The organism is Azospirillum sp. A29, from assembly GCF_042604625.1.
GTDB lineage: Bacteria > Pseudomonadota > Alphaproteobacteria > Azospirillales > Azospirillaceae > Azospirillum > Azospirillum palustre.
Genome location: NZ_CP170466.1, coordinates 40,061 through 53,431, shown reverse-complemented (window position 1 = coordinate 53,431; position 13,371 = coordinate 40,061). Strand labels below are relative to the sequence as shown.

Here is a 13,371-nt window from a genome sequence, read left to right as displayed (position 1 = left end):
ATAGCTTCCATTCCGGTTCTATTTCGTCGCGTGAAAAATACAGTGCACATGCGCGACTGAAGCGATGCCAAGTAGCCATCGCTCTATCCGGGATTTATCGAAGCAATACATTGCAGGATGACACGGGGATCGTGCATTCGCTCTGACGAACAGCCATCAACCGTATCGATCAACCGCAGAACCGTCTTGCCGTCGCCTGAATGGTTACATGTACAGATGATATATGCGACGGGCGAAATAGCACCCACCCCTACTTTCGTTCATGGGCTTGGCCGTGGCGACCTCACGATGCAAGCGGTTTCGCCGAAGGCCCTCGCCCTCGCACAAGGGCGAACGAATGCATTTGCATGCAACTTGCGGCTTCCAGCCGATCGGGATGCTTGGCATGTTTGCCGCGCGGTCGGGGCGGCGGAATGGCCACCGCCCGCGCCGCACTGACGGAGGGCAAGAGGATGGGCAAAATCCTCACCCTCCTGATCCTACTGTTGCAGGTGGTCAAGCTGCTGCTTGAGCACCTGAACCGCTGATTGGTCGGGCGTGCCGGGGATCGCAGCCCCGGTACGCCCACCGCAGAAATAGTGCCTTTTCACCCCGTCGGCAACGGCTCAGCCCAGCGCGCGCTTCACGATCAGCGACAGCTTTTCCAGCATCGCCGGATCGCGGTGGCTGGGCGCCGTCATGATGGCGTTGTCGAGCGCCGTGTGGCAGCCCTGGGCGCACAGCCCCTCACGCCGCGCCACCTTCGGCGCCAGCGCCGCCACCAGAGAGCGGGCCTTGCCCGCATTGGCGACCACCACACGGATCACCGCATCGACCGAGACATGGTCGTGCCCCTCGTGCCAGCAATCGTAATCGGTGACCATGGCGACGGTCGCGTAGCACATCTCCGCCTCGCGGGCGAGCTTGGCCTCCGGCATGTTGGTCATGCCGATGACGTCGCAGCCCCAGCTGCGGTAGAGGTTCGATTCGGCGACGGTGGAAAATTGCGGTCCTTCCATCACCATGTAGGTGCCGCGCCTCTGGTGCGGAATGTCCAGTTCGGCCAGCGACTCCTCGATCAGGTCGCCCAGCCGCCCGCAGACCGGATGGCCCAATGCCACATGGGCGACCAGCCCGCTGCCGAAGAAGGTCTTGTCACGGGCGAAGGTGCGGTCGATGAACTGGTCGATCACCACGAAGGTGCCGGGCGGCAGATGCTCCTTCAAGGAGCCGACCGCCGAGACCGACAGGATCTCGGTCACGCCCAGCTGTTTCAGCGCATGGATGTTGGCGCGGAAGTTCAACTCTGACGGCGGGATGCGGTGGCCGCGGCCGTGGCGCGGCAGGAAAACCAGCTTCTGGCCCGCCAACTCGCCGGTCAGCAGTTCGTCGGACGGATCGCCGAAGGGGGTCGTCACCTTGACCCAGCGGGTGTTCTCCAACCCGTCGATGTCGTACAGGCCGCTGCCGCCGATCACGCCCAGAACAGTCTCGCCACTCTTGCCGTCGCTCATGAACCGCCGTCTCCCGCTGAAGATCGCGCGAGTATTTCGGTGACAGGCGTCGAATGCAACCGTTCAAGGCACTTCCTAAAGCCCGCCGTTCGCCCGGCTTCGCCCGGGCAGGATCAGCAAGGCGCCCAGCAGCAGCCCGGCAGCCAGCCCGCCGGCGTGGGCGCCCCAACCGACCTCGGCCAGTGGGGACTCGGCGTTCAGCGGCACGAGCGTCATCGCCGCATTCAGCAGCGCGAAGACCAGGATCGCCCCCTGCACCAGCCGCAGCGGCAGATGCCGCGACAGCAGGCCGGCACGCGGACGCAGCCACAGGAAGGCCCCCATCAGCGCGCAGATCGCCCCGCTCGCCCCGATCAGCGGCGCCATCCGGTCGGCGGCCAGCAGCCCCTCGGTCAGCGCCGCCGCCACCGTTCCGGCAAGGAACAGCAGCAGATAGCGGAGATGGCCGACCTCCCGCTCCACCACATCGCCCAGCAGCCACAGCACCGCCAAGTTAGACAGCAGATGCGTGAGGTCGCCGTGAACCAGCACATGGCCGAACAGCCCGCGCCACAACGCGCCGGTGGGCAGCGGCCCGGCCAGTTCGACCGTTCCGAAGAAATAGGCGGGGACGAAGGCGAAGGATTCCGGCGGCAACCGCAGGACGAAGGCCAGCACGCAGACCAGGATCACGGTACGGTTGGCATAAGGCGGAGCGGCCATGGCGACGATCGGTCCCCCTCTCCCGCCCCGGCCATGCCGGTCCACCGCCAGCGCCATGCCCTGCCCCCCGCACAATCAGGTGCCACAGTCCCACGCCGCCACGGCTTTGCGCGGCGATAGGTCTCACCCCAATGTAGGAAGGGATATTCCGGAAAACAGCGGTTTCCCGCGGCATCGGGGACGCTCCTATACCGGTCGGACGGATTGGAGCACTGCCCGCGGGCTGGCACAGTAATTCCACCATCCGGCGAGGATCCGTCTGCCGGACAACGACAACCGGGGAGGAAACGCCCATGAACGAACGTCAGGATACCGGCAGCATGACGGTTGAGCGCCAGGGCCGCGTCATGGTGCTGACCATGAGCGACGCCGGCACCCGCAACGCGCTTGGTTTGAAGATGATGGCCGACGGCCGCGATGCGCTGGACGAGGCGACGCACGACCCCGGCATCGGTGCCATTGTGCTGACCGGCGCCGGTGGCGCCTTCAGCTCGGGCGGGCATCTCAACAACCTCTATCACCATGGCAGCCGGTCACGGTCGGAGAACCGGGACGGCATCGAGCGCTTTCACGGCTGGGTCCGCGCCATGCGCGAATGCCCCAAGCCGATCGTCGCCGCGGTGGAGGGTCCGGCCGCCGGTGCCGGCTTTTCGCTTGCGCTGGCCTGTGACCTGATCGTCGCGGCGGAGGACGCGCAGTTCCTGACCGCCTATGTCAAGGTCGGACTGACCGCCGACGGCGGCGCCTCCGCCTCCCTCGCCCGCGCGCTGCCGCCGCAGCTCTATGCCGAGCTGATGCTGACCGGCGGCCCGGTCGATGCCGCGCGTCTGCATGCGGCCGGCGTGGTCAACCGCGTCACCGCCCCCGGACAGGCGCTGCCCGGGGCAATCGCCTGGGCCGGGACCATCGCCGAAGGGCCGAGCGGTGCCATGGGCCGGGCCAAGAAGCTGATGGAACTGGCCTATGGCAGCTTCGCCACCCAGCTTGCCCGCGAAAGCGACCTGTTCGTCGAAGCCCTGCACCATGGCGAGGCGAAGGAAGGAATCACCGCCTTCTTCGAGAAGCGGCCGCCGACGTTCCATAGGCGCTGACGGACTCGAAAAACCGGGCACCGTCGGAGGCGGCGCCCTGCCCTCGTATCCGTCGCCGCGCCTGTGCGTCACCGCACGAGAACGTGCGCCGCTTCCTTCGTCCGTTCGACCGCACCGGCCACTTGGCTGACCGCGGTGGAGATGGCGGCGACGTTGGAGGTCACTGTCTCCACGGCGGCCGACGCGCTCTGCATGTTGGACGACATGTTCTGCGTGACGGCGCTCTGCTCCTCCACCGCCGACGCCGTTCCGGTCACATGCTCGCGCACCACCGCGACGGCCTCGCGGATGGCGCTCAACGCAGTGGCGACTTCGGCCGAGGTCGATTGGATGCCTTCGATCTCGGCGGAGATCTGCTCGGTCGCCTTGCCGGCCTGATTGGCGAGGTTCTTCACCTCCGAGGCGACGACGGCGAAGCCCTTCCCCGCCTCTCCGGCGCGGGCCGCTTCGATGGTGGCGTTCAGCGCCAGCAGGTTGATCTGCCCGGCAATGCTGTTGATCATCCCGACGATGCCGTTCATCGCCTGGGCCGCCGCCGCCAGCCGGTCGGTGCTTTCTGCCACCGCCACCGTGCGGTCGAAGGCGCCGTCGGTCGCCGCGCGGGCACGGGTCATGCTCTGGGAAATCTCGGCAATGGAGGCGACCAGCTCCTCGGCACTCGCCGCCACTGCCTGCACGCTGGCCGAGGTCGAACCGGCGGCATCGTTGGCGGAATGCGCCTCGCCCATCGACAGGTGGAGCGCGTGGTCGATCTCGCCGAAATTCTTGTCGATCATGATCTTGAGGTTGTTCAGCAGTTCGATCTGCCCGGTGATGTCGACCGCGAACTTGACGACCTTGGTGACCCGCCCCTTTTCGTCGAAGATCGGGTTATAGGCACCTTCGATCCAGACCGGCTTGCCGGACTTGCTGATACGCTTGTATTGAGCCGCCTGGAATTCACCACGGCGCAGAGTTTCCCAAAAAAGGGAGTATTCAGCGCTGTCGCGATAAGCAGGTTCGACAAAAATGCTGTGGTGTTTGCCAATAACCTCGTCCCGGCGATATCCCATCACCTTGAGGAAATTGTCGTTGACTTTAGTGATTGTACCTTCGGTGGTGAACTCGATGACCGCCTGCGACCGGCTGATCGCCGACATCTGCGAGGCATAGTCGAGGTTCTCTAACCGCTCCTTGGCGTCGGCCCACTCGACGACGAAGCCGATGCGCTCGGTGCCTTCCGTCAGCGGCGTGACCAGCAGGTCGAACTGGTGGCCGCCGACCTTGATCATGGCGCTATATGGCTTGGTCAGCGCGCTCAGCAACGTACGCTGGTGGCTCGGGTTCTTATGGAAGATGTCGATGTTGCTGCCGACGAGACGGTTGACGTCCAGACGGGGCAGCTCCTTGCGCAGGTCCCCTTCGACCTCGCGCAGCAGCGCGGTCACCGCCGGGTTGACATGCACGATGTTCAGATCGGCATCGGCTACCATCACGTTGGCCCGCAACGCATCCAACGCGGCCAGCTTACGCGTCAACGCCCGATTGGCCTTCCCCCGTCCAAACATCTGCCACCCCCACTTGAGTACACCCGTATGGCCCAGATCATATCGAAAATGGAAAAAGCTTCCATAAGGGGAAGCACTAAATTTTGTGGCAATTTGCAAGCGAGCCAAAACATCCATCGTTGATGTACGGGAATGATCGAAGGTCGCTCACACGAGATTCAAACGCGATAGCAGCCGAATATGCTCAGATCTCTTACCTCCTGCCGGAAACATTATTTTCGAAAAGAACAGGAGTGATTTCGCCACCGCAGCAATCCAACCGTGCCCGGCGGACCGCCGTTCAGGCCAGCCCTGCGCCGCAAGGGCGCATAAACCGTACAGACTGCACGCCTTCACGCGAATGTGTGTTGAATACGCCCATATCAGGTTGTAGAACCTATCACCATGACACAATTCCATCGCCCGCTGACCGACGCCGAACGGCTCGACTGGATCCGCCTCATCCGCACTGAGAATGTGGGTCCGATCACCTTTCACCGTCTGCTGGAGCAGTATGGCAGCGCCAGCAAGGCGCTGGATGCCCTGCCGGACTTGGCGCGGCGCGGCGGACGGGCCAAGCCGTTGCGCATCGCCTCCAAGGCCGAGGCGGAGCGGGAGATGCAGGCTAACCGCCGCTTCGGCGCCCGTCTGCTCTGCGCCTGCGAACCGGATTATCCGGAACCGCTGGCCGCGGTGGACGATGCCCCGCCGGTGATCTCGATCATGGGGCATGCCCATCTGCTGCAACGGCGCGCGGTCGCCATCGTCGGAGCGCGGAACGCCTCGCTGAACGGCAAGAAATTCGCCGAATCGCTGGCGCGTGACCTCGGGACCGCCGGGCTGCTGGTGGTTTCCGGCCTGGCCCGCGGCATCGACACCGCCGCCCATGCCGGCTCGTTGGCCAGCGGCACCGCCGCAGTGCTGGCCGGCGGCATCGACGTCGTCTATCCACCGGAGAATGAGGGGCTCTACCGCGACATTCTGGCGCAGGGCGTGGTGGTGGCGGAAAGCGCCATCGGCACCCAGCCGCAGGCCCGCCACTTCCCGCGCCGCAACCGCCTGATCTCCGGCCTGTCGCTGGGGGTGCTGGTGGTGGAAGCGGCCTTGCGCTCCGGTTCGCTGATCACCGCGCGGATGGCGCTGGAGCAGGGACGCGAGGTGATGGCGGTGCCGGGCTCCCCGCTCGACCCCCGCTGCCATGGGACCAACAACCTGCTGCGCCAGGGCGCCACGCTGGTGGAGCGCAGCGACGACGTGCTGCGCGCCATCGAAACCCTGCGCCCGCAGACGCTGGCGGAACGGCAGCCCGACCTGTTCAGCACACCCGCCCTCACCCCCGGCAGAGCGATGGAACCCGACGAATCCGACCTTGCCAAGGCGCGTGCCGTGGTGCTGGAAAACCTCGGTCCCTCGCCCGTCACCATTGACGAACTCGTTCGCGGGTGCCAATTGTCCGCTCCGGTGGTGCTGACCGTGGTTCTGGAACTTGAGCTTGCCGGCCGAGTCCAGCGTCTTCCCGGTCATCAGGTCTCTCTCGCCTGATCGGCAGCACCGTGGTTTGAGTGGGCATACGCGAAGGGCTGGTTTCTTGCCGGGCAGCAACGTCGTCATCGTCGAATCGCCGGCCAAGGCGAAGACCATCAACAAGTATCTGGGCGACGACTACACCGTCATCGCCAGTTTCGGCCACGTCCGCGACCTACCGGCCCGGGACGGCTCGGTGCGCCCGGACGAAGACTTCGCGATGGAATGGGAGCTGGGCGACCGCTCCAAGCGCCACATCGACGAAATCGCCAAGGCGGTGAAGTCGGCCGACCGCATCTACCTCGCAACCGATCCGGATCGCGAGGGAGAGGCCATCGCCTGGCATCTGTCCGAACTCCTTCGCGAAAAGCATCTGTCCGACAACCGCGACGTCCAGCGCGTCACCTTCAACGAGATTACCAAGTCGGCCGTCCAGACCGCCATGGCCAATCCGCGCGCCGTGTCGCAGGAGCTGGTCGACGCCTATCTGGCACGCCGCGCCCTGGATTATCTGGTCGGCTTCACCCTGTCGCCGGTGCTGTGGCGCAAGCTGCCGGGTTCCAAGTCGGCCGGCCGCGTGCAGTCGGTGGCGCTGCGCCTGATCTGCGAACGCGAGTCGGAGATCGAGGTCTTCAAGCCGCAGGAATACTGGTCGATCGCGGTGGGCTTCACCACGCCGGCCGGCTCCTCCTTCACCGCGTCGCTGACCCAGCTGGACGGCAAGCGCCTCGACAAGTTCGGCCTGCCCAACCGCAAGGCCGCCGAGGCCGCGGTGGCGCGGATCCGTCCGCAGGCTTTCGCCGTCTCGACGGTGGAGCGCAAGCAGAGCCGCCGCAACCCGTCGCCGCCCTTCACCACCTCCACCCTGCAGCAGGAGGCCTCGCGCAAGCTGGGCTTCGGCGCCACCCGCACCATGCGCACGGCGCAGAAGCTGTATGAGGGCGTGGACATCGGCGGCGAGACGGTCGGCCTCATCACCTATATGCGAACCGACGGCGTCAGCCTGTCGCAGGAGGCCATCGACGGCGCCCGCGGTCTGATCGGATCGCATTATGGCGAGCGCTACGTCCCGGCCCAGCCGCGCGTCTACAAGACCGCCGCCAAGAACGCCCAGGAGGCCCACGAGGCCATCCGGCCGACCGACCTGCACCGCCGCCCCGACTCGGTGGCCGGCTATCTGGGAAGTGACGAGCTGCGGCTCTATGAACTGATCTGGAAGCGCACGCTGGCCAGCCAGATGGAAAGCGCCGTGCTGGATCAGGTGGCGGTCGACATCGCCAGCCCGTCCAAGGACGTGGTGCTGCGCGCCACCGGCTCAATCGTCGTGTTCGACGGCTTCCTGAAGGTCTATCAGGAGGACCGCGACGACGCTGCCGAGGACGACCAGCAGGAACGCCGGCTTCCGGCCATGGACCAGGGCGACGATCTCTCCCGTGGCGACATCGATCCGGAACAGCATTTCACCCAGCCGCCGCCGCGCTATTCCGAAGCCAGCCTCGTCAAGAAGCTGGAGGAGCTGGGGATCGGCCGCCCGTCCACCTACGCCTCGATCCTTCAGGTGTTGCAGGACCGCAATTACGTGCGGCTGGACAAGCGGCGCTTCATCCCCGAAGACCGCGGCCGGCTGGTCACCGCCTTCCTGGAGAACTTCTTCCACCGCTATGTGGAGTACAACTTCACGGCGGAGCTGGAGAACCAGCTGGACGAGATCTCCGACGGCAAGATCGACTGGAAGACCGTCCTGCGCGATTTCTGGACCGCCTTCGACGTGGCGGTGAACGGCACCAAGGACCTGACGATCACCCAGGTGCTGACCACGCTCGACAACGAGCTGGGCGCCCATTTCTTCCCGGCCGCCACCGAGGACGGCCATGACCCGCGCGTCTGCCCGGTCTGCCGCGAGGGCCGGCTGGGGCTGAAGCTGGGCAAGATGGGCGCCTTCATCGGCTGCTCGCGCTATCCGGAATGCCGCTACACCCGGCCGCTCGCCGTCGCCAACGACGAGAACGGCGAGGCGCAGGAAGGCCCGCGCGAGCTGGGCAACGATCCGGAGACCGGCCTGCCGGTGACGGTGCGCCGTGGTCCCTATGGCGCCTACATCCAGCTCGGCCCGGCGCCCTCTGCTGCCACCCCTCCGGTGGAGGAGCCGCCCGCGGAGGAGCCTGCGGCGGACGGCAAGAAGCCGAAGGCGAAGAAAAAGAAGAAGGACGAGGCGCCGAAGCCCAAGCGGGTTTCCCTGCCCAAGGGCATGGCCGCGGCCGACGTCGATCTCGATACCGCGCTGAAGCTGCTGGCCCTGCCCCGCGTCATCGGCAACCATCCGGAAACGGCCGAGGAGATCAGCGCCGGCATCGGCCGCTTCGGTCCCTACCTGAAGCATGGCAGCGTCTACAAGTCGCTGACCCCCGACGACGACGTGCTGACCATCGGCATCAACCACGCCGTCGACCTGCTGGCCGGTGCCGCCAAGAAGGCGTCGGCCCCGGCCAAGACTCTGGGTGACCACCCGAAGACTGGCAAGCCGATCACCATGGGGTCGGGCCGCTTCGGGCCCTATGTGAAGCACGCCAGCGTCTACGCCTCGATCCCGAAGGGGACCGAACCGGACAGCGTCACGCTGGAGCAGGCGCTGGAACTGATCGACGCCAAGGTCGCTAAGGATGCCGCCAAGAAGGGCGGCAAGGCGGCCAAGGATGCCGAACCGGCCAAGGCGGAAGGTGCGGAGGCGGAGAAGCCCGCCAAGGCGAAGGCCCCGGCGAAGACTGCGGCCAAGAAGCCGGCCGCCAAGAAGGCGACCAAGGCCAAGGCTGCGAAGGATGCTCCCGCCGAAGCCGCCGCGCCGAAGAAGAAGACTGCGAAGGCGTCGTAACCGCCCTCGCCACCCCGGCAGTTCCCCCTCCTCCCATCGGGACGAGGGGGACTTCCACGCCCCTCAGCGTGCCCGCTTCACCGCCAGCAGGCTGGCGATGGCCGCACCGGTCTTTCCGGCACGCTCCCCGATCACGGTCAGCGTCTCGCCCGGTGCGGCGTCGATGTTCGCGGCCTTCAGCACCTCCACCGCCTTGTCGGGCGCCAGCCCCAGCGCCGGAGCGGCGGCTTCCAGCCGGGCGCCGGACAGGGCACTGAACACCGCCCCCGGATTGGCCCCGCCGCCCCCGGTGGTGCCGGTCATGCCGGTGAAGACCACCGAGACGATAAGACTGCCGGCGAATGCCGCCCGGGCGGCGTGCCGCTTCAGATAGCCCATGAAGGCGCGCCAGTTCTTTGCCAGATGCCACAGCGCGATGGCGGAGAACGCCACGCTCAGCCACTCGTGCGAAAACCGCACCAACCCGGCATTCCAGTGCAGAAGCAGCATGATGCCGGTCACGGTGGACACGACGAAGGTGACGATGGTGACGGGCGTCACCACGTCGCGGGTCATGGTCCTGGAAATGCTCGTGTTGGCATTGGAGGTTTTGGAACTGGACAGGTTGGAAACGGTCATGGCAGTCGCTCTCGATCCGGTGTCGTTTCTTGTTGGCGGCCATGATCGCGCGCGACTGTAACCGGACGATATCGGTCAGGCTGACGCTGTGTAACAGTGTGTAACGCACCAGCCGCATGAGGCTCCCGCCAGCAATCCTGTCCAAGACGACCGGGGCGCCCGCCTGTTAGACTGCGGCATGGACCAGCAATCCGCCCTTGATCCTTCATTGAACCGGACAGCAACCGGCGGCGGCGACTTCGCCCGGCTGTGGCGGGAGGCGCGCTTCGACGGCATGGAATGCCTGAATGCCCGCTTCCAGCGCCACAGCTACGCCCCGCACACGCACGAGACCTATGTGGTCGGCGTGATCACCGCCGGGACCGAGCTTTACCGCTGCCGCGGCACCGAACGGGTGGCGCGGGCCGGACAGGTGGTGGTGCTGGATCCGGAGATCCTGCATGACGGCCGCCCGGCGGAGGACGGCTATGCCTACCGCATGTTCTATCCTTCGGTGGCGCTGTTCGAACAGGCGATGGCCGATGCGCTGGGCCGGCCGGCGGCACCGCATTTCTCCGCCATGGAACTGGACGACCCGGAGCTGTTCCAGATCCTGCGCGGCCTGCACCATGGGCTGGAGGGGCCGTACCGCGAACCGCTGCGCACCGACACCGACGCGCTGCGCGCCTTCACCGCCCTGGCGCTGCGCCATGGCGACCTGACGGCGCGGCCACGCGAAGCGGGACAGGAGCCGGCGGCGGTCCGCCGCGCGCGGGAGTATCTGGACGCCCATCTCGACAGTGCGGTCGAACTGGCCGATCTGGCGGAGGCGGCCGGGCTCAGCCGCTTCCATCTGCTGCGTGTCTTCCGGGCGGCGGTGGGCACGACCCCGCACGGCTATCTGACCGACCGGCGGGTCGCCCAGGCCAAGCGGCTGCTGGCGGGACACCTGCCGCTGGCCGACGTGGCGCTGGCCTGCGGTTTCTGCGATCAGGCGCATTTCAACCGGGTGTTCAAGGGACGGGTCGGCGTTTCCCCCGGCCAATACCGGCGCGGCAGCAATCCCATCCAAGACGCGCCCGCAGCAGCCGCCTAGCTTCCCCACCCATGAGCACAGAAATGAGCACGGGCAGCTTCGCCGTACCGGCATCCCCGCGGCAGGACTTCGCGTCGGGTGTCGTCCACAGCCTGCCCATCGTGGCGGGCGCCATCCCCTTCGGCTTCCTTCTGGGCAGCCTCGCCGCCAAGGCCGGCCTGTCGGCGCTGGACATGGGTCTGATGAGCGCCCTGGTCTTCGCCGGCAGTTCCCAGTTCGTGGCTGTCGAGCTTCTGGATAAGGGCAGCGCCGGGCTGGCGGTGGTCGGTGCCATCCTGCTGGTCAATCTGCGCCACCTGCTAATGGGGGCGACGCTGGAGCCGCGCTTCCGCGGCGTGTCCAGGGCACGGGCGGGGTTGGCGCTGTTCTTCATGACCGACGAGCAGTGGGCGCTGGCCCTGCGCCGCGGACCGGAGCTGTCGCTGGCCTACTGGTACGGCGTGGCGGCGACGCTCTATCTGGCGTGGCTGTCCAGCACGGTGGCCGGGACGATGGCCGGGACATTGATCGCCGACCCCGCCGCCTGGGGACTGGATTTCACCTTCATCGCCGTCTTCCTCTGCCTGCTGGCCGGGCTCTGGCGCGGAGGCGGTTCTCTGCCGCCCTGGCTGGCGAGTGCCGCCGCCGCACTGGCCGTCCATGCGCTGTCGTCCGGCGGAACCTGGCACATCCTGGCCGGCGCCGTGGTTGGTGGGGCGGTCGCGGCCCTCCAAGCGAAAGGGCAAGGGAGGATTCGCAATGCCTGAGGCGCTGAATCTGGACTGGAGCGTCTTCGCCATCGTGCTGGGCGGGGCGCTGGTCACTTGGATGACGCGGATCGGCGGACCGTGGCTGATCGCGCGGGTACGGCTGGGTACGGCAGCGAATGCGGCGCTGGAGGCGACGCCGGGCGCGGTGCTGGTGGCCCTGGTGGCGCCGGCCGCGCTCTCGCGCCCGTCCGACGCGCTGGCCGCCGCCTTCGTCTGCCTGATCGCCCGGCGCGTGCCGATGGTGGTCGCGGTGGTCGCTGGTGTGGTGGCCGTGGTGGTGCTGCGCCGCCTGATCTGACCCCCGCATTGGCCCTTGTTGCAAACTGCCGTCTGGTGAAGCGCGCGGGGGATGCCTATAAGTCGGGGATGACCGACCCGATCTCCGCCCCCGCCGCTCCCGCCCCCACTCCGGCAGCTTTCGACCCGCATGCCCTGCCGCCGCTGCGCGACGTGATCGCGCGCTTCGGGCTGGAGGCGCGCAAGTCGCTGGGGCAGAATTTCCTGCTCGACCTGAACCTGACGGGACGGATCGCGCGCTCGGCCAACCTGCCGGCCGGCACCACCGCCATCGAGATCGGTCCCGGTCCCGGCGGCCTGACCCGGGCGCTGCTGGCGACCAACGCGGTGAAGGTTATAGCCATCGAACGCGACCGCCGTTTCATCGAAGCCCTGGCTGACGTCATCGAGGCCTCGCAGGGCCGCCTGTCCATCGTCGAGGCAGACGCCCTGACGGTCGATCCGGAGGAACTGGTGCCAGCCCCGCGCGCCATCGTCGCCAACCTGCCCTACAATGTCGCCACGCCGCTGCTGCTCGGCTGGCTGGCGCGGATCGAGGCCTATGTCAGCCTGACGCTGATGTTCCAGAAGGAGGTCGCCGACCGGCTGGTGGCGAAGCCGGGCAGCAAGGCCTATGGCCGGCTGTCGGTCATCACACAATGGCGGTCCGACGCCCGCGTGCTATTCAACCTGCCGCCGCGCGCCTTCACCCCGCCCCCGAAGGTCGAATCCACTGTCGTCCACCTGACGCCGCGAGCCAATCCGGAACCGGCCGACTGGCGCGCCCTGGAACAGGTCACCGCCGCCGCCTTCGGCCAGCGCCGCAAGATGCTGCGCCAGAGCCTGAAGTCGCTGGGCAGTGCCGAGGCGCTGCTGGAGGAGACCGGCATCGTCCCCACCGCGCGGGCCGAGGAGATCGACGTCGCCGGCTTCGCCGCGCTGGCCCGCGCCTTCCGCGCCCGCAACCCACTTGAGAGTCCGGCATGATCCGGGTCAATCCCCGCATCAGCCTGGACGAAAGCGAGTTGCAGGAGGAGTTCGTCCGCGCTTCCGGTCCCGGCGGACAGCATGTCAACAAGACCGAGACCGCGGTCCAGCTGCGCTTCGACGTGCGCCGCTCCCCCAACCTGCCCGACCCGGTCCGCTACCGGCTGGAGCGGCTGGCCGGGTCGCGGCTGACCCAGGATGGGGTCCTGATCCTGGTGGCCGACCGCCACCGCTCGCAGATGCGCAACCGCGAAGATGCCCGCGAGCGCCTGATCGATCTGATTCGCGAAGCCGCCGCCCCTCCCCCGCCGCCCCGCCGCCCGACCAAGCCGACCAAGGGCTCCAAGGAGCGGCGGTTGGAGGGCAAGGCCAAGCGGTCGGAGGTGAAGAAGATGCGCGGGAACGTGCAGGACTAAACCGGACTTTCACCCGGCATGTCCGCCATGAGACGGGCGCATTGG

12 protein-coding genes are annotated in these 13,371 nt (G+C 67.1%); 8 read left to right on the top strand and 4 right to left on the bottom strand.

Annotated features, from left to right (window positions below; all coding sequences use genetic code 11):
- Window positions 1–605: 605 nt before the first annotated feature.
- Together ABNQ38_RS15100 and ABNQ38_RS15095 are read right to left on the bottom strand one after the other, a co-directional pair.
- The gene (locus ABNQ38_RS15100) at window positions 606–1,493 is read right to left on the bottom strand and encodes an S-methyl-5'-thioadenosine phosphorylase (RefSeq protein WP_377809129.1); all 888 of its coding nucleotides are present in this window, start codon (window positions 1,491–1,493) and stop codon (window positions 606–608) included.
- Window positions 1,494–1,568: 75 nt separating this feature from the next.
- A complete protein-coding gene (locus ABNQ38_RS15095) occupies window positions 1,569–2,252 on the bottom strand; it encodes a rhomboid family intramembrane serine protease (RefSeq protein WP_377809128.1) in 684 nt (227 codons plus the stop codon).
- 236 nt (window positions 2,253–2,488) lie between these two features.
- Here ABNQ38_RS15095 and ABNQ38_RS15090 point away from each other — a divergent pair, with 236 nt between their 5' ends.
- A complete protein-coding gene (locus ABNQ38_RS15090; protein ID WP_377809127.1) occupies window positions 2,489–3,286 on the top strand; it encodes an oxepin-CoA hydrolase, alternative type in 798 nt (265 codons plus the stop codon).
- A 68-nt stretch (window positions 3,287–3,354) separates the two neighbouring features.
- On the opposite strand, the gene ABNQ38_RS15085 is transcribed toward ABNQ38_RS15090, so the two are convergent.
- Window positions 3,355–4,803: a methyl-accepting chemotaxis protein gene (locus ABNQ38_RS15085; RefSeq protein WP_377809126.1), complete on the bottom strand. Its 1,449-nt coding sequence runs from the start codon at window positions 4,801–4,803 to the stop codon at window positions 3,355–3,357.
- A 414-nt stretch (window positions 4,804–5,217) separates the two neighbouring features.
- On the opposite strand from ABNQ38_RS15085, the gene dprA reads away from it, so the two are divergent.
- Complete coding sequence (dprA, locus tag ABNQ38_RS15080) at window positions 5,218–6,354, top strand: DNA-processing protein DprA (RefSeq protein WP_377809125.1); 1,137 nt, start codon at window positions 5,218–5,220, stop codon at window positions 6,352–6,354.
- Between the two features lie 46 nt (window positions 6,355–6,400).
- Window positions 6,401–9,205 (top strand): type I DNA topoisomerase, encoded by a 2,805-nt coding sequence (gene topA / locus ABNQ38_RS15075; RefSeq protein WP_377809124.1) that lies wholly within the window; start codon window positions 6,401–6,403, stop codon window positions 9,203–9,205.
- 63 nt (window positions 9,206–9,268) lie between these two features.
- On the opposite strand, the gene ABNQ38_RS15070 is transcribed toward topA, so the two are convergent.
- Entirely contained in the window at window positions 9,269–9,823 is a 555-nt protein-coding gene (locus ABNQ38_RS15070; protein ID WP_377809123.1) for a DUF4405 domain-containing protein, read from the bottom strand.
- A 208-nt stretch (window positions 9,824–10,031) separates the two neighbouring features.
- Between ABNQ38_RS15070 and ABNQ38_RS15065 the strand changes: the two genes are divergently transcribed.
- The 5 genes from ABNQ38_RS15065 to arfB all read left to right on the top strand — a co-directional run bounded on the left by ABNQ38_RS15065 (window position 10,032) and on the right by arfB (window position 13,326).
- Complete coding sequence (locus ABNQ38_RS15065; RefSeq protein WP_377809122.1) at window positions 10,032–10,898, top strand: AraC family ligand binding domain-containing protein; 867 nt, start codon at window positions 10,032–10,034, stop codon at window positions 10,896–10,898.
- Window positions 10,899–10,921: 23 nt separating this feature from the next.
- The gene (locus ABNQ38_RS15060) at window positions 10,922–11,644 is read left to right on the top strand and encodes an AzlC family ABC transporter permease (RefSeq protein ID WP_377809121.1); all 723 of its coding nucleotides are present in this window, start codon (window positions 10,922–10,924) and stop codon (window positions 11,642–11,644) included.
- A complete protein-coding gene (locus ABNQ38_RS15055) occupies window positions 11,637–11,945 on the top strand; it encodes an AzlD family protein (RefSeq protein ID WP_377809120.1) in 309 nt (102 codons plus the stop codon). The genes ABNQ38_RS15060 and ABNQ38_RS15055 overlap by 8 nt, the downstream gene beginning before the upstream one ends.
- Before the next feature lie 68 nt (window positions 11,946–12,013).
- Window positions 12,014–12,910, top strand: a complete 897-nt coding sequence (rsmA, locus tag ABNQ38_RS15050) for a 16S rRNA (adenine(1518)-N(6)/adenine(1519)-N(6))-dimethyltransferase RsmA (RefSeq protein ID WP_377809119.1) — start codon at window positions 12,014–12,016, stop codon at window positions 12,908–12,910.
- Complete coding sequence (gene arfB / locus ABNQ38_RS15045) at window positions 12,907–13,326, top strand: alternative ribosome rescue aminoacyl-tRNA hydrolase ArfB (RefSeq protein ID WP_377809118.1); 420 nt, start codon at window positions 12,907–12,909, stop codon at window positions 13,324–13,326. The genes rsmA and arfB overlap by 4 nt, the downstream gene beginning before the upstream one ends.
- Window positions 13,327–13,371: the final 45 nt, after the last annotated feature.

What these genes read in the sequence shown, in the direction of transcription:
- ABNQ38_RS15100 (WP_377809129.1), bottom strand. Translation starts at nt 1,493, where the DNA reads ATGAGCGACGGCAAGAGTGGCGAGACTGTTCTGGGCGTGATCGGCGGC.
- ABNQ38_RS15095 (WP_377809128.1), bottom strand. Translation starts at nt 2,252, where the DNA reads ATGGCGCTGGCGGTGGACCGGCATGGCCGGGGCGGGAGAGGGGGACCG.
- ABNQ38_RS15090 (WP_377809127.1), top strand. Translation starts at nt 2,489, where the DNA reads ATGAACGAACGTCAGGATACCGGCAGCATGACGGTTGAGCGCCAGGGC.
- dprA (WP_377809125.1), top strand. Translation starts at nt 5,218, where the DNA reads ATGACACAATTCCATCGCCCGCTGACCGACGCCGAACGGCTCGACTGG.
- ABNQ38_RS15070 (WP_377809123.1), bottom strand. Translation starts at nt 9,823, where the DNA reads ATGACCGTTTCCAACCTGTCCAGTTCCAAAACCTCCAATGCCAACACG.
- ABNQ38_RS15060 (WP_377809121.1), top strand. Translation starts at nt 10,922, where the DNA reads ATGAGCACGGGCAGCTTCGCCGTACCGGCATCCCCGCGGCAGGACTTC.
- ABNQ38_RS15055 (WP_377809120.1), top strand. Translation starts at nt 11,637, where the DNA reads ATGCCTGAGGCGCTGAATCTGGACTGGAGCGTCTTCGCCATCGTGCTG.
- rsmA (WP_377809119.1), top strand. Translation starts at nt 12,014, where the DNA reads ATGACCGACCCGATCTCCGCCCCCGCCGCTCCCGCCCCCACTCCGGCA.
- arfB (WP_377809118.1), top strand. Translation starts at nt 12,907, where the DNA reads ATGATCCGGGTCAATCCCCGCATCAGCCTGGACGAAAGCGAGTTGCAG.